Origin of the sequence: Rhodopirellula sp. MGV, assembly GCF_002251265.1 — a bacterium.
Lineage (GTDB): Bacteria > Planctomycetota > Planctomycetia > Pirellulales > Pirellulaceae > Stieleria > Stieleria baltica_A.
In genome coordinates this window covers 24,275-49,066 of the sequence record NZ_NPDI01000016.1, presented here as the reverse complement: position 1 = coordinate 49,066, position 24,792 = coordinate 24,275, and the positions used below count along the sequence as shown (strand labels likewise).

At 55.8% G+C, this 24,792-nt stretch carries 19 protein-coding genes; 10 read left to right on the top strand and 9 right to left on the bottom strand.

The window, feature by feature from the left end; genetic code table 11:
- Nucleotides 1-141: 141 nt before the first annotated feature.
- Together CGZ80_RS28505 and CGZ80_RS05805 are read left to right on the top strand one after the other, a co-directional pair.
- Nucleotides 142-351 (top strand): hypothetical protein, encoded by a 210-nt coding sequence (locus CGZ80_RS28505; protein ID WP_233148252.1) that lies wholly within the window; start codon nt 142-144, stop codon nt 349-351.
- Between the two features lie 147 nt (nt 352-498).
- A complete protein-coding gene (locus CGZ80_RS05805) occupies nt 499-1,050 on the top strand; it encodes a DinB family protein (protein ID WP_094412305.1) in 552 nt (183 codons plus the stop codon).
- 16 nt (nt 1,051-1,066) lie between these two features.
- Here CGZ80_RS05805 and CGZ80_RS05800 read toward each other — a convergent pair whose 3' ends face one another.
- The 6 genes from CGZ80_RS05800 to CGZ80_RS05775 form a co-directional block, all read right to left on the bottom strand.
- Nucleotides 1,067-2,299 (bottom strand): hypothetical protein, encoded by a 1,233-nt coding sequence (locus CGZ80_RS05800; RefSeq protein WP_233148251.1) that lies wholly within the window; start codon nt 2,297-2,299, stop codon nt 1,067-1,069.
- A 120-nt stretch (nt 2,300-2,419) separates the two neighbouring features.
- On the bottom strand, nt 2,420-2,944 hold the full coding sequence (locus CGZ80_RS05795; RefSeq protein ID WP_143543763.1) for a hypothetical protein: 525 nt from the start codon (nt 2,942-2,944) through the stop codon (nt 2,420-2,422).
- 107 nt (nt 2,945-3,051) lie between these two features.
- Complete coding sequence (locus CGZ80_RS05790; RefSeq protein ID WP_094412299.1) at nt 3,052-4,107, bottom strand: type II secretion system protein J; 1,056 nt, start codon at nt 4,105-4,107, stop codon at nt 3,052-3,054.
- Between the two features lies 1 nt (nt 4,108).
- A complete protein-coding gene (locus CGZ80_RS05785) occupies nt 4,109-4,624 on the bottom strand; it encodes a Tfp pilus assembly protein FimT/FimU (RefSeq protein ID WP_094412297.1) in 516 nt (171 codons plus the stop codon).
- A gap of 188 nt (nt 4,625-4,812) precedes the next feature.
- A complete protein-coding gene (locus CGZ80_RS05780; protein ID WP_094412295.1) occupies nt 4,813-8,649 on the bottom strand; it encodes an ATP-binding protein in 3,837 nt (1,278 codons plus the stop codon).
- Nucleotides 8,646-9,890: an exonuclease SbcCD subunit D gene (locus CGZ80_RS05775; RefSeq protein ID WP_094412294.1), complete on the bottom strand. Its 1,245-nt coding sequence runs from the start codon at nt 9,888-9,890 to the stop codon at nt 8,646-8,648. Before CGZ80_RS05775 ends, CGZ80_RS05780 begins: the two co-directional genes overlap by 4 nt.
- Before the next feature lie 426 nt (nt 9,891-10,316).
- Here CGZ80_RS05775 and CGZ80_RS05770 point away from each other — a divergent pair, with 426 nt between their 5' ends.
- Both CGZ80_RS05770 and CGZ80_RS05760 read left to right on the top strand, forming a co-directional pair.
- The gene (locus CGZ80_RS05770; protein WP_094412292.1) at nt 10,317-10,934 is read left to right on the top strand and encodes a tetratricopeptide repeat protein; all 618 of its coding nucleotides are present in this window, start codon (nt 10,317-10,319) and stop codon (nt 10,932-10,934) included.
- Nucleotides 10,935-11,454: 520 nt separating this feature from the next.
- The gene (locus tag CGZ80_RS05760) at nt 11,455-14,100 is read left to right on the top strand and encodes an ATP-dependent Clp protease ATP-binding subunit (protein ID WP_094412288.1); all 2,646 of its coding nucleotides are present in this window, start codon (nt 11,455-11,457) and stop codon (nt 14,098-14,100) included.
- Nucleotides 14,101-14,242: 142 nt separating this feature from the next.
- On the opposite strand, the gene CGZ80_RS05755 is transcribed toward CGZ80_RS05760, so the two are convergent.
- On the bottom strand, nt 14,243-14,767 hold the full coding sequence (locus tag CGZ80_RS05755) for an NUDIX hydrolase (RefSeq protein ID WP_094412286.1): 525 nt from the start codon (nt 14,765-14,767) through the stop codon (nt 14,243-14,245).
- A 72-nt stretch (nt 14,768-14,839) separates the two neighbouring features.
- Here CGZ80_RS05755 and truB point away from each other — a divergent pair, with 72 nt between their 5' ends.
- Complete coding sequence (truB, locus tag CGZ80_RS05750; protein WP_094412284.1) at nt 14,840-15,724, top strand: tRNA pseudouridine(55) synthase TruB; 885 nt, start codon at nt 14,840-14,842, stop codon at nt 15,722-15,724.
- A 249-nt stretch (nt 15,725-15,973) separates the two neighbouring features.
- Nucleotides 15,974-17,875, top strand: coding sequence for an acyltransferase family protein (locus CGZ80_RS05745; RefSeq protein ID WP_094412282.1), 1,902 nt, complete (start codon nt 15,974-15,976; stop codon nt 17,873-17,875).
- Between the two features lie 29 nt (nt 17,876-17,904).
- Here the strand turns inward: CGZ80_RS05745 and CGZ80_RS05740 are convergent, their stop codons facing one another.
- Nucleotides 17,905-18,798, bottom strand: coding sequence for a DUF6807 family protein (locus CGZ80_RS05740; protein ID WP_094412280.1), 894 nt, complete (start codon nt 18,796-18,798; stop codon nt 17,905-17,907).
- A 223-nt stretch (nt 18,799-19,021) separates the two neighbouring features.
- On the opposite strand from CGZ80_RS05740, the gene CGZ80_RS05735 reads away from it, so the two are divergent.
- Nucleotides 19,022-19,810, top strand: a complete 789-nt coding sequence (locus tag CGZ80_RS05735; protein WP_094412278.1) for a PEP-CTERM sorting domain-containing protein — start codon at nt 19,022-19,024, stop codon at nt 19,808-19,810.
- 101 nt (nt 19,811-19,911) lie between these two features.
- On the opposite strand, the gene CGZ80_RS05730 is transcribed toward CGZ80_RS05735, so the two are convergent.
- Nucleotides 19,912-21,927, bottom strand: coding sequence for a sigma-54-dependent Fis family transcriptional regulator (locus CGZ80_RS05730; RefSeq protein WP_233148250.1), 2,016 nt, complete (start codon nt 21,925-21,927; stop codon nt 19,912-19,914).
- Nucleotides 21,928-22,208: 281 nt separating this feature from the next.
- On the opposite strand from CGZ80_RS05730, the gene CGZ80_RS05725 reads away from it, so the two are divergent.
- The 3 genes from CGZ80_RS05725 to CGZ80_RS05715 all read left to right on the top strand — a co-directional run bounded on the left by CGZ80_RS05725 (nt 22,209) and on the right by CGZ80_RS05715 (nt 24,729).
- Nucleotides 22,209-23,024: an enoyl-ACP reductase gene (locus tag CGZ80_RS05725; RefSeq protein ID WP_094412276.1), complete on the top strand. Its 816-nt coding sequence runs from the start codon at nt 22,209-22,211 to the stop codon at nt 23,022-23,024.
- 184 nt (nt 23,025-23,208) lie between these two features.
- Nucleotides 23,209-23,802: a thioredoxin family protein gene (locus CGZ80_RS05720; RefSeq protein ID WP_094412274.1), complete on the top strand. Its 594-nt coding sequence runs from the start codon at nt 23,209-23,211 to the stop codon at nt 23,800-23,802.
- Nucleotides 23,803-24,729, top strand: coding sequence for a prenyltransferase/squalene oxidase repeat-containing protein (locus CGZ80_RS05715; protein WP_094412272.1), 927 nt, complete (start codon nt 23,803-23,805; stop codon nt 24,727-24,729).
- The last annotated feature ends 63 nt before the right edge of the window (nt 24,730-24,792 follow it).

Here is a 24,792-nt window from a genome sequence, read left to right as displayed (position 1 = left end):
GAGGTGCGAGTGCCATCACCGAACCGTCGTCACCGCCGAGCAGCTCGCGGGTTCCTGTTGGCCCTTTCACGCTGCGGCCTTCAAAAATCAGCAGCGAAAACAGCTCCAGGTACTGCATGATCGGTTGTGTCCATCCAGGCGATGCTGGACTCGCACGGATTGCGGGTCCGCTGCACGCAATGTGGTCAGCCGGCGATTTTGCGGGTGTCTCCCCGAGCGGGCGCGAGAGCGGGGGTGTTCGTGTTCGATCACACCGTTGACGGTCGCCGCACGTTTCATGGCGGACGTATCGTGATGCCAGAAATTCGGTTGGTCGCCAAACCACCACGCAAGCCTCGCAAAGCCAAATAGCCCCCGAGGGTTGCGACAGGTTACGATCCTCTCGCCACTGTTGTCTTGAACGTTGGCGGAATAGACGACTTCGGTTTCCGACCGCTATGATTCAGTCTTTCCTTACGAACCGCATCGTTTCCAGCAGCCGTAGAACAGCCAAACTCGATGACAGACTCCAAAGACGCGTCGATCACACTGCCCAGCCCTTCGACGGCGATGGATATTTTGGTGGGCACGATTGAGCAAATTAAATTCGCACGCGACTACACGCTGCAGCTGCTCGACAGCACGCCACTGGAACACTGGTTCACAATCCCTGATGGACTGCCGACAAACATCGCTTGGCAAGTCGGACACCTTACGGTCAGCCAATACGGGTTGTTGATGTTTCGCATCCGTGGTCGCCAACCGAGCGATCTGGATTTGATTCCTGGCAAGTTCCGTAAAGCCTACGGGCGCAGCTCCGTCCCTAGCCCGGATGGTTCAGCACAACCTACACCGGACGAATTGCTCGAACGTTTTGACCGTGTGTTCGTCGATGCACTTGGTGAACTCGACTCGGTCGATTCGGACACGCTGCTCGAACCGGTCGACATGCCCTATGCCGGTTATCCAATCAAGCTGGGCGCGATCATGTTCTGCCCGCTTCACGAACACATCCACGCCGGTCAAATCGGTTTGCTCCGGCGAGCCCTAGGTCTAGAACCGGTTCGCTAGGTAGCACTTAGCAGCCCTATTGGGTTGGCGGCGTGACCGTTCGATAGTACGAGCCCGGTGCGATTTCCAATCGGTTTGGGTCCGACAGGCCCAGCGGTACGTTGGCGAGGACTTCATCAAAAGAACGAATTGCCAAGTCCGCCCAAAGGTACAAACCATTGACGTTTAGCGAACCCGTGATCGCCAATGTCTCGCGATTGCTGGTCGCCAGAACATAGGCGTTGTTGGTGCTATAAAACACACCGCGAAAGACGGTGGAGTAGCGATCGGACAGCGTCGAATTCTGATAGCCTGCCCCATAAGGTGTCGATGACGGATTAAAGTTTGTCCCGCAAACGGCTTCATCCAACAATGGGCCGACGGCATCGAATAGTACCGGCGAATCGGTAATCAAGGCCGCGTTTTGTGATTCCCAACATATTGCGTCAGTGATCCGAATCCGCTGCGAGTTGGTGATCACGAGCGTGCCCTGTATCCGCGACGCTGCGATGGTCAACTGTGTTCCTTGGGCATCGATGTGATAGATACCTTGCTCATTGACGGGGCCATAAGGATTATCCTGTGCAGAGAGCAGCGCATGATTGATCGCACGCTCGCTATCGCGATACGGCAACATCGCCAACGGAATTTCTGTCGCTTGGGACGCAAACCAACGAACGACGTCGTGCGTCCCATCGTCTAACGCGTCTGAGTTGATAGTGCCTCGCACGGAAAGCCCGATGTCTCCGCCACAGCTTAGCCGCGGCGTCACGACCATCGCATCGCTACTTCCGATGCAATCATCGCCGACTTGGATGTCACGCTCACAGGACAGCACAGCCGAATCGATTTGCAGATCGTTCTGTATTGTGACGCCGAACTTCAAAAACCTTGCTGGCGATTGAGCCGAACGCAACCGAACACGCACCGCCGCACTTGCGTTACCCAGTTGCCCGATGCCCGTTAATAGCACTTCGTCGAACGGGTCATCAAGAAAATCGCCGTCGGGATCTTCAACGACGAATCCCGTTCGCGAATCAGCACGGCCTGAAAACACTTCCGCCGAAATCCAACCGTTAAACTGGCCCCCCAACGCGGATTCTCGCCAATACGAATCTTGCGATAGCTGCTCGACGGCACGCTGCAACTCGGATTCGGCCAAACGGAGTGCGGCTTGTCGATCGGCATCGCCGGCCAATGACTTCCAACGAGATGTACTTAGCGAAACTGCGGTCGCGATCATCCCTGCAACAACCAGTGAAGTGAACATCACTGCTATATACAGGTAACCACGTCGTGGCATCCGGGCGATGCGGCGGCGGGTTTTCCATCGATGTTGTTGAAACGATGCGTGTTCTGGTTTTGTCATGAATACTGGGTTTGTCATGAATCAAAACGCTGTTGGCCGATTGCGATGCGGCGCCACCACGTCGACTGAACTGGCATCGGGAAATTGCAATCGCAATCGCTGAAACCGCAATCGACTTTGACTCGAATCGATTGCTTGACCATCACGTGAAAGCAGACATCGATAGCGAGACAGATCTTCTGCGGTTCTTCGTACCGTGACTTCGACCAATCGCAATGGATCATCTGCGTCTCCGGTTACGAACGGCAAACTGTCGACAAGCATTGCGGGGGAAACCGTGATCGAAACCGTCCAACTGTCGTAGCGTTCCATCGCTCGACCATCGCGAAACGTCGGCGGCGATTGCGACCAGTAGTGATAGTCATCCACGTCGTCCATCGCGCGACCGACGTTTTCACCCGATTCGATTCCAAATCGCGCATCCCCGTCGGGGTCTTCGAAAGGCAGCATGCTGAGTTCGTCCAGGTAATACCCAGCCAAACGCTGTGACATTGGATCGAGCAAACGATCGTTTTGCCACGCGATCAAATTCGCCGACGAAGACATCGATACGATTAAAAGCGTTGAGACTAAGACAAGTGAAACGATCACTTCCAGCATCGATACGCCACGCCTTTGACATCGATCGATCGGTGAAACGAACTGCCTTTCCATCACCAGTTTGCCCCATTGACTTCGATCCCCAGCGAAACCCAGTCGGTCGAGTCGCCCAAGGGAACACGAAACGGCCATGGGGTTTCGTCCAAGGGTCCCGTTCGAAAGGTCGCCGCCAAAGTGCATGCGCCGTAGGTCCACGGCGAACCGGTCTCGATCACCGCTTCCGTAAATCCCGGCAATTGCGTCGTCCCACGATAAAACTGATAGCCTTGGACTGCGAAGAGATTTAAGTTCAAGGTCTCTTCGCTTATCGTGCCGGTGTTTTCGATCACCGCAGGCATCGACGCAGAATTCGAGATGTTTGCTTCGCCGTAATCGGCTCCCGCCCAACCGAACGGCCACCCAACGCGTGCGTCCTCGATTGCAATCATCACGGCGGCGACATCACCATAGGGCAGATACCCAACGGTCAGCCTTGATGGAGTGGTCGACTCCATCCGGCGAGAGTCAACGGAAAGGCCGATTGACGTCCCGGCGGTGTAATGGCTGCGCACCCAAACGGTCGAGTAAGGATAAACATCGAAGGTGTTTTTGAATCCGCAAACGAGCAACAGCAAATCGCCTTCTTGTGCGCCAGCGGGAACATCAATCGTCAATGCCGAAGCGATCGATCCGTCACTCTGTGCACTTGAAACGTCGCGGATTCTAGGTCGAGTGCGAACCGATTGGCTTTCAACGGCAGGCGTGCTATCGACATAGTTTGCGGCCGACACGATCCCCGCTGCTAGACGCTGCGTTCGTCCACCAACATTTCGGTACACACCCTCGGTGTTCCCCTGGTACTCAATCAAACGCGACACACCCTGACCATCAAGTGTCTGCAGTCGCGCGCCGGCGGGACCGGTAACCGAAAACTCGTTTGCATATCGCAAGTCCGATTGCAAACGCGCAGTAAGCAATCGCACCTGATGGTCATGACTGTTTTCTCCTGCCGCATCAACGACCTTGCTCGCGATCACGATGCTGGAAGCTAACGTCAACATCAACACTGTCGCCGCAGTCATCGCGCTGAGCAGTTCAATCAGAGTGAACGCGTTTGGCCGACGCCGCATCTCAATCCCCCCCGGTTTCACCGACCGGTGAATCGATGGCGGGGACGATGGTCACGTCGCTGCGTGACGAATTGATGACCACGTGATAGGTGATCTCGCCAATCGCAATTCGGATCGTGCCGTTGTCGAGCGGCTGACCTCCCGCCCATGGCATGCCTTCGAAATCGAACATCATCGTTGTCTGGTTGTCGAAGGAGGCGGTCATCTCGATCGACGAATCAAACCGCGTCGTCACGCATAGCTCAATCGGGACTCCGGGAGTTGCCGGATGATCCACGTCGTAACATTCCAGCGTGTTGCTGTCGGTATCAATCGAAAGCGAAATCGCCCGGCCGTCACATTGTGCGGCGTTGCGAATGTAGCGAACCAAATCTGCCACTTCTAAAGCGGCATTACGTAAGCTGCGTTGCTGCATCGAAGATGCCAGTCGTGGAGTCCCGATTGCGGCTAGCAGACCAACAATCAAGACCACGACGGTCAGTTCAAGGAAGCTGATTCCTCGTCGATGGCGCGACATGGCGAATGAGAGAAGAGAAGGAGGGAGAACCGTGACGGTTTTCCCTAACCCTAGGTCAATCTACCCCAGGGCCTTCCAAGCCATTTATCCCGTTTGACAATTTACTTGCCCGGACACCCACAACCCTGCCGGTGCAATCGGACCAATCGATACGATGCACCCTGGCTGGTCTAGCTGGACGGGGTTGGCTAGCTGGCGACCCGACTGCCGTCCCACCACGCGTCATTGCGATCCCAAACTTCGTCGGGGATGTTTTCTTCGTCGCTATTTTCGTTCCACTGTGGTTCGGAACCTGATTTGAACTCACCATTGATCCGAGCCGCGGCACGCTCGTCAGAACTGATTTGGCCGTCGGCTGGCTCTCGTTGGAACCAGGCCCATCCGATCGAGGATCGTTGTTCTTGTTGGGGGAGTTCGTCATCATCGAAGTCGTCTTCAAATGACTCTTCGTCAAGCTCGATCACAATCGGCTTTGGACGCTTTGGCTTCTCTGGCGGACGCTTTTCCACAACAGGCTTCGGTGCTGGCGGCGGCTCAGGTTTGGCCTCCACCTTTGGTTCGATCACCGGCTCCGGTTTAACGACAGGCACGGGAACGGGTTCAGGCTCAACGACTGCAACAGGTTCCGGTTCTGGCTCAGGCTCTGGTTCTTCTTCAACCAACTCGTCGGCTGGCTCATACTCGGCAACCTCTTCGTACTCCTCGGTCTCGTCTTCCATCTCGTACTCTTCGTACTCGTCTTCTTCGAGCACTTCGGGTTCCAAGATGGTCGCTCGTCCAGGTTGACCTTGAGCTGGCAACTGACGAACTTCGACGCCGATCGAATGGAAGATATCCACGATATGCGCGTGGCAGGTAAACATCATCACTTGGTGACCGAGGTCGGCAAAAGTCTGGAGCGTTTCGGCGGCATGCAATGCGCGGTCGCCATCGAAATTCACCAAGACGTCATCCAAGATCAGCGGCAGCATCACACCGCGACGTGCGTAAGCAGCAGCGAGCGATAGTCGCAGTGCGATGAACACCGCTTCCCGCGTCCCACGGCTGAGCACTTCTAGCGGCAACGCGTTGCCTTCCTTGGTGTCGATTTTCAGTTGATTCGTTCCCAGTGGGGTCCAAATCCGTGTGTACTTTCCACCGGTCAATTGAGCCAAGAACGAGGATGCTTCGCGAAGGGTTTCCGGCTGGCGTTCACGTTCGAACTTGCCGCAAACCTCTTCGACCAGGCAACTGGCGGTGGCCAGCGTTTGCCATTGGCGGGCGATCGTTTCGATTTTGCGGTGCACACAACCGAGTTCCAGTTGCACGACCGTCAATCGACTGTCGTCCGCCAAGTGCTTCATGTCCGCCGCCGACTCGCCGACTTGCGTTTGCAAGGTCGCGATTCGCTGCTGCGTTTCGGTGATCCGTGCGGACAACGCGTCCCAACGTTTTTCCAAATCGGTTGCGGTCGCACCGGCGATCTCGCGTGCGATGTCGTCGTACTGCAACGTGTTGCCGATCATCGAGCGGATCTGCTTATCGAGTGCTTGATGCTCTTCACGCAGTTCAACCAAACTCGCTTTACTGTCGACCATTGAATAGAACTGCTCAGCAGTTGCGACACCACACTTGGCCCACAAGGCGCGACGCTGTTGTTCGCCACGCTGAATCGCACGACCGTAAGCCGCATGCTGACGCTTGAGCTGCGAATCTTGTTCCTTCAATTCGCGACGGCGTTTAATCCAGTGCTGCTGGCGTGAAAGCTCTTCTTGCAGGTGGTTGAGCTGATCCAGCGGACCGGTTCGTGTCGGACGCTTGGCGACGGGAGCTGACGCGTGCTTGGACGCTGGCATGTCGTCGTCTTCGTCACGCTCGGCGGCTTCTGCTTTTTGGGCTTCGTCGCTGATTTCGAGCGATTCCAGATAGAGCTGCTCGATCCGTTTGGCCAAGGCTTGGCGTTCGTTTTCACGCTCATCACGTTCGCCTTGCAATTCTTCTAGGCGACGCAAGCTGCCCTGCAAGGTCTCGTAGCCTTCGCTCAGTTTACGTACGCTGCGTGGTGACATCGATTCGGCCAAGCCAAGCTTGCGAAGCGTTGCCGACCACTCGCGGCGTGCCGCTTTCAGTTGTTCGGCGGCTTTAACCGCTTTCGCACGGGAGGTTTCATACGACTGCTGTGCGGCCGCGTGCGCATGGTACGTCGGCACCATGTGCTCCAATTCCGCGATCAACGATTCGGCATGGCGAACTCGCAAGTCGATCGGGTGATTGCTGCTGGGCAGTTCGCTGTTGACCTCATCTTCTTCCGCTTCGAGTTCGCGGATTTGGCGGCGAAGGGTCTCGATTTGGCGATCGCATTCCTCGCGATCCATTGCCGTTGACCGTTGGCCGTTTTGTTTGCTTAAGAAATACAACGCCAACGACATCAGGCCGAAGAACAGCCACAGCATGCCAGCCGTAGGGGTTGGCTCGCCGGTCAAAAACCAAGTCACACCCAGAAGGTGCGAGAACGCAACGATCAAACAGCTTCCGCCGACGACGAAGGGCAAGCCCATCAACAACAAACGGTCGATCGGCAGGACTTCGGCAGTCGACAAATCGACGGACTCGTTTTCCAGCGAACGGTAGTGCCGCTTCAGTTTGTCGATGTGTTCGTCAAGTTGCTTGGCGCGGCGCAGCGTTGCCAGTTGAGCGTTTTCTTCACGGATCGCTTGCTGCAAATCGCTGGACCGGGTGCGGTCGAGCACCTCGGACATTTCTTCAGCCAAGTGCTCAGCGCGTTTTTTGTATTCGGCGCCTTCGGTGCGCGACTGTTTGAGCACAAATAGGTGCTCTTTGACACGCTTCGCCGGACCGGACAAGGCACTTAAGTTTTGACGCGACATGTCGGGCATTTGCGTCGAGTCGCCTTGCAACAGCGCGTCGCGATCCTCTTCGCTGATCCCAAGCTTTTCGGCGTCGGAATAGAGCTGCTGGCGAGCCTTGCTGATCTGGGAGTCGACTTTCTCGATTTGCTGTTCGAGGGCTTCGACCCAAGTCGCTTGCTCGGCGGCGGCTTCGATGCGGCCTTGCAATTCCAGCATGCGTGGGCTGACCGGCAATTGCGTGGCTTTGTCGCGCAAGCCACGCCGTTTGCTTTTCACCTCGTCCAGCTTGGCGCGTTTGTCTTCGATCATCGCGTCGATCTGGACCAGTTGGCCGGGTGCTTCATCGGGAAGCATCGTTTCGGCTTCGGTCTCGCGAATCTGCTTTTCCAGCTCGGCGCGTTCGTTCCACTTGTCCAACACGCTGACTGCGGTTTCGACGTGCTTGGTTTCGCGTTCCATGGTCCCAAGACGCGATTGCAGGTCACCGATTTCCTGCTGCTGTGACTGACGCAGGCTGGCCAGCTCGCTGTAGCGTCGGCTGTTGCCGGTCAACTTGGTGACTTCGTCGCGGAGCTGCTCACGTTTGCGCAGCAGCGACTCGAGCTTGTCAGAGTCCGCTTTGACTTTCTCGTTGCTTTCGCCGATCAGCTTCTTTCGGCCCAGACGCAGCGAGCGGATGACGTCGACCAGCGAAACACGATCCAGACCGCTGGACAGTTTGTACAACTCGTCCGCGGCAGCGGTGTCGTCGAGCGTGTTAAGTTCTTGCAGCTCGCGCATGCCGATCGCGAAGACGTTCGTAAAGATCGCCTCGTCGATTTGTCCGAGCAGCATTGTCAGGCGGTGTTGGCCTTGGACCAAACCGTCTTGTCCGGCCACCGAAAGCTGCCCCATGGCGCCTTCGTCGGTCAGCTTTGCGTGGCGACGGATGTGATAGCCGCCTCCGGGACCGGTCACACGGATGGCTCCGCCGGGGGTCCCGCCGTGAATCGGTGGCAAATATTTTTCGCGACGCTCGGGAGTGAACCCATACAGCATCGATCGCAAAAACTGCATCACGGTTGTCTTGCCGGCCTCGTTGGGGCCATAGAACAAGGTCATCCCGTCTTGCAGCGAATCGACGCTCAGCCCGGTCCATACTCCGAAACCGTCGATATGCAGGTCTTTGACTTTCATGATTGGTTCACCCAGTCTGGCTTGCCGCCGCGTAGCAGTTCGACGCCCAGCAGCGTTGCTTGGTCCAGCGTTTCTTGTTTGGTGTTTGCCGGCATCTCAGCCAACAGATTGGTGGTGGAGGTTGGCAATCCCGGATGCTCTTCGGTCATTGGCAACAGGTTGATTGCCGCCGCTTCGCCTTTGCGGTGGTCGGCGACGATGCGCAAATAGTCGCCCAAGATCGTGTCTTCGTCATACCAACTTTTGGGGTACTTTTGCGGTGGCCGAATTCGCAAGCTTGCCGACCAAGCGGCAGGTGCTCCGTGGCCATATTCGCGCTGAACCCAGTCGAGCAACGATTCGCTGTTGCCGACGCGTCCCATCAGGTCCGTGTTATCGATCCCGATGTCCCATCCGATGATCAGGTGCCGTCCGCCGGCGTCGTGCTGCAATCGCACGATCCGTTCACCGATCAGATTTTCGATCGTGCCGACGTTGGCGACATCGGCCGAATCCAGTTTGACGTTTTCGTAGCGGAACAGGTCACACGGCATGTCGCTGACACGAACGTTCTGGTCGGCGTCGACATCAATGACCGAGTAACCGTGAGGGCCGGCCTCTTTCAGACTGCGTCCCTGTGGCGTTCCGGCGAACACGGCAACAATGCCATCGCTGTCGGCCAGTTCCAGTCGGTTGTGACGTCCGCCTAAGCACCAAAAATCGAACCTCGATTCGGCAAGTGTTTCTGTCGTTGCGTCACCGTGGCCAACGCCGATAGTGAATTCCTCACTGCTCTCGGTTTGAAATCCGGGGACGTGAAGCGATGATCGCCCGTCGCTGCTGCGTCCAACTAGACGACAGATGGGACGTCCTCCACGCACCACATTGACGGCAGTCACGCGGTCGCGTGGAAACATCGTCACGTTCGGCGGGAACGCACACGCTTCTGGCCAGTTCTGTGGATCGTCCGCTGTGCCTGCGGCCCAGTAAACCGCTTTCTTGGCTTGATTGAGCTTTTCGAATTGGGCCAACAACCGATTGATGCCATAGGGCCCCGCGGCACTGGGGTTGATCAGGTCACCGGTCAGCAACAGGAAGTCGATGTTGTTTGACAACGCCGCTTCGAAAACGGCGTCCATCGCTTGGTGGGGCGCCAACGCCATTTGTTCTTTCAATGGCGGGGGCAGTTCATCCATGTCCCCCAGCGGCTTTTCCAAATGAAAGTCGCTGGCGTGGATGAATCGAAAAGATTCGCCCGGCATCGGTTCCCTCCGTTAGTGCTCGCCGACCCTGACGCGATGATTCGTTTAAATCGCGATTGACAGTGTCGTTGGCGTGTTGGCATGACTGCAAGCGATGTCCCGTGGGCCCATCTTAGTCCCACATCCTTGGCCTTCGCTTGTCCGTTTCCCGGCGGCCTGTCGACCGCGCGGTTCTGCGAGTTTAACGAAAAGTTGAAAAAAGCACCAAGCCATTTTTTCTGCGGTTGCTAGCAACTGGTTTTGTGGCTGGGCACCTCGGTCCGATCGTGAGCCCGACTTGTTGAATTGGCGCGTCGTTGAATCGCAAAGTCAACGCGGATTGTGGTTTGCCAGCCACACTCTCGATCCTGTGAAACACGTCGGGAAACCCTGATCAAACGTTCGTGCTCGCTAGCTTGGTCTTGCCCGCGATGTCATCAATGTCTTATGAACACCAGTCAAATTCGACTGGGAAAGGTGATGGAGCTGCGAAACTATCTGACGTGTTTTTGGCCGGGACTAAGCGAACTGTGGTGGCGAGGCCGATTGTCGGCCTTACCAGCGGCAGTGGCGTTTGGTGTTGGGCTGAATGCGTACTTGGTTTTGAACTATCTGTTTCCCACGTGGTTGGATCCGGTGTTGGTCCGATCCGCATTTTGGGTTGGCTTAATCGTTTGGATTTACTGGACGATTAAGAGCATCCGTGAGCTTCCGGGGATGATCGCCCCGCGTGAGGCCTCGCAGGCACCCGATCATTTCCCGCAGGCCCAAGCGGCGTACCTGCAGCGAGATTGGGAACAGGCCGAAACGCTGCTACTGGAAGTCTTGCGAGTGGAACCACGCGACCCTCCCGCGTTGCTGCTGTTGTCGAGTGTCTATCGTGAACTGGATCGCCCGGAACACTCTCTTGCCCTGCTTGGCGAAATCTCGCGACTGGAGGTCGGCGACCGTTGGCACATCGAGCTCGAAGCGGAACAAACGCGTACCGAACGTCTGATCGAGGAACACGATTTGCCAGATGAGGATGAGTCGAACGAGGATGCTGCCGAAATGACAGCGGCATGACAGTCAGGTTTACCCTACACTTCCTCAGCACACGACTTGTTTCGCGAAGGACGCGACGAGGAGCTGGCGAGAGGGTTTACGGACGTTCGACGACGGATGGTGTGGCGAATTTGGGGCAACAGATTTTTGCAACGATTTTTTTCACCCGTGTTTTCCGGGCGAATTTCTTAATCGTCCGATCATCTTTGCGTCGGACTCCTATCCCCGAGAATTTATAAAACCGATAGAATCGAAAGTAGCTGAGCGTTTGCCGGTCGAACACCCGCGGTCCATGGCCGTTCGGGAGGTCAACGGCAACGAAATTCGCTTCCAATGGCGTACGGTTTGCTCAGAAGGGATTGTCGAGGATATTCGTCGAAAGATTCGCCAACATGACAGCGGCAGCTGGAAGCTTGGTTAACTGATAACTTCGATCGACTGAACTGATCTTCTTTGATCGAACGACTGGATCAATTGCCCCACCGATGTGCTGCAATCGCAAGCACGACGTTGGGCACACTTAGGGTAACGAGACAAACATATGTACGAACGATTTACCGATCGCGCCCGTAAGGTCATGCAATTGGCCAACCAGGAGGCGCAACGATTCAACCACGAATACATCGGCACTGAGCACATCCTGCTTGGTCTGGTCAAAGAGGGCAGTGGCGTTGCGGCCAACGTTCTGAAGAATCTTGACGTCGATCTGCGAAAGATCCGACTGGAAGTCGAAAAGCTGGTCCAAAGCGGTCCCGAGATGGTGACCGTCGGCAAGCTTCCACAAACGCCACGTGCGAAGAAGGTGATCGAGTACTCGATGGAAGAGGCTCGCAACCTGAATCACAGCTACGTCGGTACCGAGCACATCCTGCTCGGACTGCTGCGTGAACAAGAAGGCGTCGCCGCACAAGTCCTGATGAACCTGGGACTGAAACTGGAAGACGTCCGCGAAGAAGTTCTGAACTTGCTCGGCCATGGCCTCGAAGGCGCAGAAGTCGGCGAGCGTGGCGGACGTTCCAGCGAAGAAGGCGGCAGCAGCGCATCCACCAAAAGCGGCAAGAGCAAGACGCCTGCACTGGACAGCTTCGGACGTGACTTGACCGAACTGGCTCGCAAAGGCGAACTTGACCCGGTCATCGGTCGCTCGCGTGAAATCGAACGCGCGATCCAAATTCTCTGCCGACGTACCAAAAACAACCCCGTGCTGCTTGGTGAAGCCGGCGTGGGGAAAACCGCGATCGTCGAAGGCTTTGCACAAAAGGTCATCGAAGGCGAAGTGCCTGAGATCCTGGCTGACAAACGCATCGTCGTCCTTGACCTCGCGATGATGGTCGCTGGTACCAAGTACCGCGGTCAGTTCGAAGAACGCATCAAAGCCGTGATGACCGAAGTTCGTCGCGTCAAAAACACGATCCTGTTCATCGACGAACTCCACACCCTGGTCGGTGCCGGTGGTGCTGAAGGCGCCATCGACGCTGCAAACGTCTTGAAGCCAGCTTTGGCTCGGGGCGAGATCCAGTGCATCGGTGCGACGACCCTGGACGAGTACCGCAAGTACATCGAAAAAGACAACGCACTGGCGCGTCGTTTCCAAGAGATCATCGTCGAACCGACCGCTAAAGAGGAAACCATCGAAATCCTCAAGGGCCTTCGCGAACGCTACGAAGAGCACCACCGCGTCCAAATCACCGACGACGCGGTCGTGTCGGCAGTCGAGATGAGCGAGCGGTACATCACCGCCCGCTGCTTGCCTGACAAGGCGATCGACGTTATTGACGAAGCAGGTGCTCGGGTCCGCCTCCGCACGATGACTCGTCCACCAGATTTGAAAGAGATCGACGAAGAAGTCGAAAAGCTGAACAAGGAAAAAGAAGACGCGGTCGCTAACCAAGACTTCGAAAAAGCAGCCAACCTGCGTGATCAAGCGGAAAAGCTTCGCAAGAAGAAAGACCAGATCACCCAAGATTGGCGTGAAAAGAGTCAGCAGACCGACGGCGTCGTCGACGAAGAAGTCATTGCGGAAGTCGTCAGCAAGATGACCGGCATTCCGTTGACCCGACTGTCGACCGAAGACAGCTTGCGTCTGATGAAGATGGAAGAGGAACTGCACAAGCGCGTCGTCAGCCAAGACCTCGCCGTCTCGGCCGTCGCCAAAGCAGTTCGCCGTAGCCGCAGCGGTCTGAAAGACCCACGGCGCCCAACCGGCTCGTTCATCTTCGCCGGTCCGACCGGTGTCGGTAAAACGTTGCTGGCCAAAGCACTCGCCGAATACATGTTCGGTGACAGCGATGCCCTCGTTCATATCGACATGAGCGAGTACATGGAAAAACACAACGTCAGCCGATTGATCGGTGCACCTCCCGGTTTCGTCGGTTACGAAGAGGGCGGCCAGCTGACCGAAAAGATCCGCCGTCGTCCTTACGCGGTCGTGCTGTTCGACGAAATCGAAAAAGCACACCCCGACGTGTTCAACATGTTGCTGCAAGTGATGGAAGAAGGACGTTTGACCGACTCGTTCGGACGTAACGTCGACTTCCGCAACACGATTTTGATCATGACCACCAACGCCGGTGCGGAAGCGATCAAGAACGAAGGCGGCTTCGGATTCCAAAAGGCTGACAGCGATGCCAGCTACGAATCGATGAAGAAACGCGTGATGGAACAGATCGAACGTGTCTTCCGTCCTGAGTTCCTCAACCGTCTCGACGACACGATCATCTTCCGTCACCTGACCCGCAACGACTTGAAAATGGTCATCGACTTCGAACTGTCGAAAGTCCGCGAGCGTTTGCTGGATCGTGGCTTGGCTCTGGAACTCGAAGACGCAGCGAAGGAATTCCTGATGCGTCAAGGGACCAACCTGGACTACGGTGCCCGTCCGCTTCGCCGCGCGATCGAACAACGCGTCGAAGATCCGCTCAGCGAAGAACTGCTGCGTGGAACCTTCGAGGGCAAAGACACCATCGTTGTGAAAGGCATCTTGGAAAACTCCGATGGCAACGCCGTCAAGCACGAAGACGTCACGATCACCGACGATGGCAAGATGATCGATCCGGACGGAAAACGCGTCAAAGCTGTTCGCCTGGAATTCCATGGTGACAGCCGCGGCAACGTCGGACCAAAAGAAGAAACCGTTAGCGCCGGCGTCAGCGAAGGCGACAAGCCCGAAGGCGAATCGCAAGGCTAACCGAGCCTGAAGCCAACCGGCGCTCACCGAACGCCGATCCCTAAACGACGAAAGGGCTAGCTGTCACCAGCTAGCCCTTTTTCGTTTCCTACGACCACTCAATCACAATCACATCAGATTTGGTGGGGACTCGTGTCGTTACCTACTGCATTAAATACGCGTACAGCCCGACCAATGTTTTCGCATCGCGGATCTTGCCTTGCTGGATCAAGCCATGGATTTCGCTTTTGGGTACCACGCGATTGACGATCGCTTCGGTCGCTTCTCGATGAGCTTCTCCGGCCACCAGACCAGTCGCTCGGTACAGCAACATCAACTCGTCGCTGATTCCTGGTGCCGAATAGAACTCGAGCATCAGTTCAAGGTTGCCAGCGGTGTACCCGGTTTCTTCGATCAACTCACGCCCCGCTGTTACGATTCCCTCTTCACCGGCTTCGCGAGTTCCGGCCGGCAATTCGAGCAGGGTTTCACCCACCGTCGCGCGGGTGTTGTCGATCATCACAACGCTGCCATCATCAAGAATCGGCAGCAAAACCACGGCTCCGGGGTGCCGTACGACTTCACGCGGGTACAACTTTCCGTCGTCGCCCTGTAGCATCAGACGTTCGACGTTGAACCGGGCACCTTTCAAAAGTGTCGTGTCGTCTGAATCAGCGGATTGGTTCATTGATAGTTCGCTCGGGTTCAATTCTTCATCGCTCTCAATTTCACACGAACACAGTCGCGTTACGTTTAAAGCATGTTCGGATTCCTGAATTGCAACAAGCCCGCCGGATTCTCGTCACGCGATTTGGTGAACGTGATCCAGAGGCGACTGCGTGGCAAGAAAGTCAAACTCGGACACTGTGGCACATTGGATCCGCTGGCCGATGGAGTCTTGGTCGTTGCCGTTGGGCCAGCATCGCGACTGGTCCCCTTCGTCCACGAAACGAGCAAGCAGTACCACGGCAGCTTTCGCTTGGCAGCCGAATCACCCACCGGCGACGTCGAATTCGAACCGACCCTTTTCGAAGACCATCCGATTCCCAGCTTGGAACAGATCGAAAGTGCTTGCCGAGAATTCACCGGCTCGATCGAGCAAATCCCTCCCGCGTACTCAGCGATCAAAATTGATGGGCGACGTGCCTATGACCTCGCCCGTGAAGGCCAACAAGTCGAAGTGCCACCGAGGACGGTGACAATCCATTCGCTCTCGGTGATCCGGTACGCTTACCCAGATTTTGAACTATCGATTACTTGCTCGACGGGTACCTACATTCGCACGCTTGGCATCGATATCGCAAAATCACTCGGCACCACTGCCGTGATGACTAATCTGTGTCGAACGCGTGTGGGAGAATTCAAACTTGCCCAGTCGCACCACATCGACATGATCCGTGAACAACCGCTTGAAGAGATGCTGTTGCCGGCGATCACAGGAGTAACTCATCTTCCAAAAATGATCGTTGACGCGGAACAATGCCAACGACTGATCAACGGCCTTTCACTCGAAGACCGACAGCATCAGCTTCCTACGGATCCAATCCCAAAGCATGCTGCCGCGGTGCGTGCCGACGGGATCCTGCAAGCGATCATCGCACCGAAACGAGGCACCTGGACCCCCAAACGCGTCTTCAAAACTTAGACGCATCAACCCGTGAATGTGTTTTACCACCACGATGCTTTGTCCGTGTTAGCGGGCCATCGCCCCGAGCAGGCGACACAGCAGTGCTAAGGGCCGAAAATTTGTCGTGAAAACGAGCCAGACCTTCGAAATCGCCCCCGTTAGAATGAGGGGCTTTGTAAGCTTGGCATACTCCAATTAGGGTAGGGGCCAGATGTTTAGGGTTGGAAGAAAAGTAACGCTCCACATTGACGATGCAGACGGTGGCTCATGTCGGGAATCGGATATCGCCCAGAAATCGATGGCCTTCGAGCCGTAGCCGTGGTTCCCGTGATTCTGTTCCACATGGGATTTGGATGGATACCGGGCGGATTTATCGGCGTTGACGTTTTTTTTGTGATCTCAGGTTTCCTGATCACCTCAATCATCAACAAAAATCTCAACGACGGAACGTTCTCGTTTCGCGACTTCTGGGCCCGTCGTGTCCGCAGAATTCTGCCGGCGATGGTCTTCGTTTCTGCCTGCACCTTGGCAGTCACCTACTTTTGCATCTTTCGCCCAGAACAACATGTCATCGGCAAGCAATCTCTCGCCGCCTTATTTTCGGTCGCGAACATTTACTTCTGGCAAAGCACTGGTGACTACTGGGGCACATCGGCTGAAGAGTCACCGTTTTTGCATGCTTGGTCACTCTCGGTCGAAGAACAATTCTATTTATTCTTCCCCGTCGGAATGTGGCTCATCTTTCGGTTGCGAACCCGCTGGCTGCAAGGTGTCATTGCCGGCGTCTCGCTGTTGAGTCTCGGTCTGTTTCTCTGGGGAGTCCAATCCCATCCGACTGCAACGTTCTATCTACTACCGACACGCGTGTGGGAACTAGGCGCGGGATGCTTGCTCGCCGTCACGATCGGCAATCAAGCTTCGAGAGAAGTTAACTACGGTGTATTCTCGCTGACCGGCCTTGGCATGATCGCCTTGTCCTACATTTTCTTCGACACGCTAGGAGGAGGACTTGGGCTGGCGGTCGCGGGCACGCTTTTGATCATCGCCTTTGGACAAGTTGGCCTTTGCAACAAGTTGCTCTCTCAATCAGCCGTCGTCCACATTGGGAAACTTTCATACTCACTGTATCTATGGCATTGGCCAATCCTAGTGCTCGCCAAGCCGGCGGGTGTTGATTGGGATGGGCCGTCTGACAAACTCGTCCTTTCCGCGTCGACCTACCTCTTTGCACTGGGCACGTACCAACTGGTGGAGAAGCCAACGCGGCGTCGAACGGGAATCGTTCCCGTGATCCTTACAAGCGGACTGCTCGTTGCAGGCCTGGGATTATGGATGACGTTGCGTCCTCGCTATTTTGATACCTCGGCGTTTGCCGAGGCTCGCTACGTCACTTTCGATTGCAATCCGAGCCAAAGAATCGACGCGCCGCGATTTGCCAGCACCATCGTTGAGAACCCCGAATTCAAACCGGACGCATTTAGCGGAGAAGGACTTCGAGTGGGCGACACTTCGGTCACGCCCGAAATTGTTGTCATCGGCGATTCTCACGGATGCATGTGGAGCGATGCCATCGCAACGGTTGCACGCAGCGAAAACCTCTCCGCATCGTTTTATTGCATGCGTGGAGAGAACCCATTCATTCGAGTCGCGAAATTCAGGGAGTTCACCTCCAAAGACGTCGTCTCACGTTTTCACCATGCGAAGCTAACGCACATCGAACAGTGGAAACCCAAAGTGGTCATCGTGGGTCGCGCGTGGACCGAAGAAGACGTCGACGATGCACCGTCGATTCTGGAATTCCTGGGTGAGCAAGGCTGTCGCGTCTTGCTCATTGAAGACCCACCGAAACTCCCATTTGGAAATATCAATGCAATGCAATGGCTGGCAAGCCAAGGCATCAAGCCTGCAGAAGGTAAGCAGGAGTTTGTGCCAAGCAAGCTACTTTCACCTACTGACGAAGGCCGCGGAATCGTCCGCACACTCGCTGACTCGTACGAGTTCGCCGAAGTGTTACCGACGTATGATTTGTACTCCGCAGACGCAGGAATCCTGGCATTGGACGGACGTGATGTTTTCTATCTTGACGATGACCACTTATTGCAAGCGGGTGCGAAAATGATCATCCCTCGGCTACGTGCCAAGATCACCGAAATCCTGGGCGATCGCTGAGGTAAATCTCGATCACAAAGCAACGACGTTTACACAACAGCAGCGTCTGCATCAGCGAGATAGCTTCGGTGCCAGTGTTCGATTTGATCGGATTCTGCGGTATCACGATGAACCAACAATCGGTAACGCAGACGCGTGGGTTGGTCCGTCGACAATGCGACGGGCGTCTGTCCCGGCCATACCGGGTTTTGCATGCTTCGCTTCGATCGCAAAATCCAAGGCTGCGGATAGCCTGCTGATTGCGGGTGCGTCAGCAGGGTGACGCTGCTTGCCTTCTCGCCATTGAAACGGCCTCGGAAAGTTAGCCACGGCGAAGCCGGTACTGTCGCGTAGGCCGGACGCTGTATTCCGTTTTGACTTTCGAACGTAAGGTCTTCGGGCATTTTGATCCGTAGGGAAAAACCGCCGTAACCCTTGTCGTCGTCCGAGCCCCCAATGCGTGTGTTCGGCTGTGTCGCGACTAGACGGATATCAAAGTCGATCTGTCGAAGGTCAGCTTGATCGGGATAAAACTTCATCGAAGTCTGTTCACGCACGACAGGAACAACGCCGTTTTGAAAGTCCTCGGACTTCCAGTCGACGGCGACATTCAAAGCCGCCGTCCCATCTGCTTGATGCAACGTTTCGGACTTCGTGACTTCCCATCGGAATCGCTCGATCATCCACCCATCACCGATCGGCGTTTCATCGACCTGCAACTGATGCCAAGCCCAGAACACACCACGATGATGAAGGTGATCGGCGGGGAAATCTTCCGTCAGCGGATTTCCACTGAAATCAAACAGAGGATGAATGTAGTTCGCACAGGGGTGCGCTCCGTCGCGAGGCGTCGTCGCCTGCTGATATTCACAAATGGGCTGGTCTCCGCTGGAGACAAACACCTTCCCCTCTTTCAGCTGCAACTGCACTGCCATTTTGCTCATCCGAGTAACTCTCCTGGTATCCTGCGAAAGCGACAAAATCTGCTCAAACGCGAAACACAATTCGCCAACCAAGGCTCTGCGGAACGCTTCGCCCCCGTAAAAGGCAAAAAGAGCGCTTAAATCGACTTTATTGTAACTTCTTAGCTAATTCCTGATGACTCTCGCGAACTAGACTCGTTCCCTTCCTTAACTAGCCCCACCCTATTTTCTGAAGGAACCGAACATGAGAGCTGGAGTAGGCATTTTAATGCTGGCGGTGCTCCCATCGATTGTCTGTGCAGGCCCGATCCTACACGACGCCAACGTGACCCCCGACCTGATTCTTGGCGCCGGTAATGCAAATGGCGGATTCACCGTCGACCGTGACAACGGAATCGAGATTGGATTGCGTGGCAAACTTCGATTTGACAGCAGCAATCAGCCGCAGAACATTTTTAACAGCAACGGCGATGGCACCTACACCTTTGAGACCGGCCAGCCCGTCGGCGGAGGATTTGGTTTTGCACCGGGCTCCAGCAGCACTGCTGTATGGAGTTTTGATTGGTCAATCAACTCGGATTTCGCGGGTTTGACCGGCAACAACCTCGACGCTTTCGAGTACTTGATGGAGATCGATTTTGACCCATCGGCAGGCGAGAACTTTCTTGCGTTTGATCCGATCAACGTTCCATCACCTGACTTTGCAGACCATGCGATCGGGACGAACGCGACCGGCAACGGCATGGGCGTCAATGCCGCCGACCGCACTGGCTACCTGAACTTGCTTGCGAACAACAACGTCGCGCAGAACTCTTGGAACATGGAGTTCTTTGACGACGCTGGTGCCGGTTTCGGTTTCAATGCAAACGTCGATGGGATCTACACCATTCGCTTGTCGGCACTTGATGGCGGCAATGTCGTAGCATCCTCGTCGATCCAAGTCATCTCGCAAACCGTTCCCGAACCATCCTCGATGGCGATCTTCGGCTTTGGCGCACTTGGCTTGCTAGTTCGAAAACGCCGACGCAGCTAACGGACGAACTGCAGTGATAAAAACCTAAGACACGCCATCGTGCACGAACACGATGGCGTGTTTTGTTTTGCCAAAACTCTAAATTCGGTCGGCCGACGAAACTAGATTTCGCTGGTTTTCATTCCCAACTGTTTCATCTTTCGATACAAGTTCGAACGATGAAGCTCCATCCGCTCGGCTGCTTCGGTCATATTGCCGCTGCAACGATCAATCGATGAGAGGATGTGATTGATTTGAAACTGTCGCGTCGCTTCGGCAAGCGAGTCGACATCGTGAGAAACGGTTCGCACAGGAAATACGACCGCGCCATTGGCCCCGCCCATCGAGCGAAGTTCCAGATCGATGGCATCAATTTCGTCGCCACTGGTCAGATAACAAACGCGTTCAATCGTGTTGCGTAGCTCGCGGACATTCCCCGGCCAGGCGTGTGACAGCATCGCGGCCTTTGCGGCATCAGTCAGTCCCGGAACCTTGCGACCGATTTCGTAGCAGAAGTGCTGCATGAAGTGCTCAGCCAACAACAGGATATCGCTCCCGCGTTTTGCCAGATCTGGCAACACCAACGACACCACGTTCAGGCGGAAGAAGAGGTCTTCGCGAAAGCGTTTTTCGGCGATTAGTTGCTCGAGTGGCTGATTGGTCGCGGCGATAACGCGAACATCGACGGGAATCGGAACGCTGCCGCCGACACGAACGACTTCGCGTTGTTCCAACACACGCAACAGTTTTGCTTGGCCGCCAGGACTCATGTCACCGACTTCGTCTAAGAACAAGGTCCCGCCGCTGGCAAGTTCGAATTTACCGATCCGGGTGCTGTTGGCATCGGTGAAGGCACCTTTTTCATGACCGAACAGTTCGCTTTCCAAAAGCGATTCGACCAGCGCCGCACAGTTCACCGCGACGAACGGTTCGCCACGTCGTTCACTTTCGTAGTGGATGTGGCGTGCAACGACTTCTTTGCCGGTCCCGTTACTCCCCAAGATCAACACGGTCAGATCCGTTCCGGCAACGCGGCTTCCTGATTGGCGAACGGAATCGATCGCGGGATGCTCGCCAATCAACGGACTGCTGTTGGCCGCATCATCGACCAAGCGATCCCGAGAAGCGGTCAAACGTTTTTGCACACGCAAGCCTTCGATCGCACCGGCGGCATGAAGCGCCAGATCATTGAGCAACATAATGTGTGCGTCTTCGAAGTTGTTTTCACGATGATTGATCGCTTCAAAAACGCCGATCGTTTCTCCCCGCTGTCCGATCAGCGGCACCGCCACCAGTGACGTCGTTTGGAAATCAAGCGATTGGTCAACGGAGCGATTGACGCGTGACTCGTCGTCATCGCCGCCGTTCCATATTTGCGCTTCGCCGGTGGCCAAGACTTCGCCGACGATCCCGGCGTCATCCGAAATCACGAGTGGTGCTTCGATACCGACACTGGGTTTACCGACCAACTTTTTGCGTCGTTTGTCCCACAAAAAAATGCTGACGCGTTGGCAGTTGAGGAGCGTGATCGCGGTTTCTGCGATCTCTTTCAACAACGAATCTTCGTCGCTAGACGGCTGCAGCTGGTTGCGTTGCCACTTTGCCGACGCACGCAAGACCTGACTCAGTTGCTGAATCCGTTCACGCTGGCGTTCGCACTGTTCGGCCATCGCGGTGTGAGAAAGGAAAACACTGCAGACTCGCGTCAGCCCGGCGCGATCGGTTGCATCGGCAACGTTGACGATCAGGCAACTGTGACGCTCGGCGTTCTCAGTCGGCTGAGAAAAACTGCCGTTGGATGGGATCGCGACCCAAGCTTGGCGGACTTCGGGCGAACCACTGTCAATCGCACTGGCGATCAAATCCATTGGCAACTGTGGACCTGCCTGGCCATCCTGTGTTGGCGTTGAATTACCAAAACGTGTCGCATCGCCATTGGAAACCTCACGTCCCGAATTGCCAGTTGATCCTGACCACGCGTCGACTTTCCATCCCCCCCGACGTTGGGTCACAATGGCGGCGCTGTTGAGATTCAAAACACGGACGAGCTCGGGAAGGGACCGTTTCAAGAACGCGGTACGACTTCTTACCTGCGTTGCCGTTTCGGTCAGCTCACGAAAAAAAGAATACGAGTCCACGGGAAAGACAGAGTCTCTGGGGCGAGTGGGTGTGATTGAGTGAGTCATATCTGGCGTTCGCCGGCAACCATGATTCAAGGGATTCGGGGCGTGCGGCGAGGCTTGCAGCCAATGGGTTCCTGCAAACGCGCGCCGCCGCAATCGAGATGGGGCTCCTACTCTTTCCGGAAAAGACGCCAAATAGACGACATCACCCTGTTCACGCTATCTTGTGCAGGCCCCGTCCGGTGGCGTTTAATCAGCACGTGCAAGTTACTTTTCTAGTAGGACAACAAATCGAGATGCAATTTCAGGGAAAAAAGGGGCTGATTTTAGGAGTCGCCAACGAAAACTCGATCGCTTGGGCCATCGCTCAGGAGATCATGAACGCAGGAGGGGTATGTGGTTTCACCCACCTTCCTGACCGCCCCGATGACGAACGAAAACGCAACCGTCGGCGAGTTTCCCAGTTAACCGACAAGTACGAAAACGCCGCATTCCTGCTGCCAATGGACGCGCAAAAGGACGAAGACATCCGCAGCGTTTTTGAAGCGACGGAAGAAAAATTTGGGAAAATCGATTTCCTGTTGCACTCGATGGCCTTTGCCGATCGCGACGACTTGGGCAAAGACACGATCTACACCAGCCGGGCGGGCTTCGCACTCGCGATGGACGTGAGCGTCTATACACTGCTGGCATGCTGTGCGGCCGCCAAGCCGATCATGAACCCGGGCGGGTCGATCGCCACAATGACTTACTTCGGCGGCGAAAAGTGCGTCCCCGGTTACAACGTCATGGGTGTTTGCAAAGCAGCCCTGGAAGCGGCAATGCGTTACGCCGCCTACGACTTGGGGCCAAGTGGTATTCGCGTCAACGCGTTGTCCGCAGGCCCGGTCCGCACTTTGGCCGGACGCGCCGCCGGTGTTGAAGAGATGCTTAAACTGTACGACCGCATGGCTCCCCTGGGTCGCAACATCACTCACGAAGAAGTCGGCAAAACCGGAGCGTTCTTGCTGAGTGATCTCAGCAACGGCATCACCGGCGAAATCCTGCACATCGATGGTGGCTATAACGCAATGGGCAGCCCCGGACGATTGCTCGAAGATCTAAAAGACTAAGATCGCGCCGAACCACGCGAGTCATCGAGCGGCAACTGCGACAACGCAGTTCGCCGCGTTCCTACAATGACCGTGATTCATCGCAGTTGCCGTCGTCGACCATACGGTGCCACAGGAAATTCCTATCGGCGCCGATCGGAAGACGGCCTCCCCACCGAAGACTCCCCCAAAAACAGATTCGACCATGGTACGTACCGCAAGCACGATGTTGCCGCTTGGCACTCAAGCCCCCGATTTTTCGCTACAAGAATGCGATGGCGGCACGGTCAGCTTGGCCGATTTCGCTGGCAAGAAAGCGTTGTTGGTGATGTTTGTCTGCAACCATTGCCCTTACGTCAAACACGTCGCCGACCAATTGAAAGTGTTGGCCGATGACTATCTGGCAAAAGACGTCGCGGTCGTCGCGATCAGCAGCAACGACGCGGATGCCTATCCCGACGATTCGCCCGAAAAGATGAGCGAAGAAAAGAAGGCCCGCGGATACGCGTTCCCCTACCTGTTTGACGGCGATCAAAAAGTCGCACAGGCATATGCCGCTGCATGCACGCCCGACTTTTTCTTGTTCGACGGCGATCAAAAACTTGCCTACCGCGGCCAACTCGACTCGTCCCGCCCAAAGACTGAAATTCCGGTCACCGGCGAAGACTTGCGTGCCGCAATCGACGCCGTCTTGGCTGGCGAATCACCAAGTGAAACACAGCGTCCTTCGCTAGGGTGCAACATCAAATGGAAGGAAGGCAACGAGCCCGCGTACTTTAACTCCGCTGGCGTTAGCTGAGTGCTTTCCTATCTGCAAACGTTGACGCTCCGGCTCGCCGCCGGAGCGTCACAAATCGATCCACAAACGCGCCGATTACATGGCGACTGGCTTGCCAGTCAACAGCGTGCCGATGGCGGATTCGCTGGCCGTGAAGGCGAAAGCGACCCGTACTACACCGCGTTTGCGTTGCGTGCGTTGTGGATCCTTGATGCACTCGACGAAAACATTGGTGGCCGCGCGGCAGCGTTTCTGCGCTCTCGGCTGAATCGTCGCGAAGGCATCGTGGATTTGATTTCTTTAATCTTCGCCGCCGCAATCTGTGAGATGTCCGTCGGGGCTCAAGTGGTCGATGACAACGACCCGACCTGGGCGGACAACGTTGCCAACCTGCTGGAATCGCTCCGGACGGATGACGGGGGTTTCGCAAAGTCGCCTGAAGGTCGCGCGGGCAGCACCTACCAAACATTCCTATCGGTGCTCTGCTTGGAATTGCTCGGACGCCAGCCCCACAATTCCAATGCCGTCTGTGGCTTCATCGATTCACAAGCTCATGCCGATGGCGGGTACCTGGAAATCCGAGCCGCCAAACGGCCTGGTGTGAACCCCACCGCCGCAGCGATTGGGACACTCAAAACACTCGGCACCTTGGACTCGATCGACACCGAAGCGACGATCGATTTCTTATCCGAAATGCAATCCGATGAAGGCGGCTTTACCGCAAACACACGCATCCCGTTTGCGGACCTACTCAGCAGCTGCACCGCGATGATCACACTGGATGACCTGGGCGCGATCGAATCAATTGATCGGAACGCCGTTCGGCGTTATGCGGAATCGATGCAAATGCCCGGCGGCGGCTTTGCCGGATTCCAATTGGACCAAACGGCCGACGTCGAATACACGTTCTACGGGTTATCGGCGCTTGCGATGTGCGAATCGGTCTAGCGACACGTGAAGCGAGGTAGGCGACGATCACGCAATTTGCATACAATGCGTTCACGGACCCAA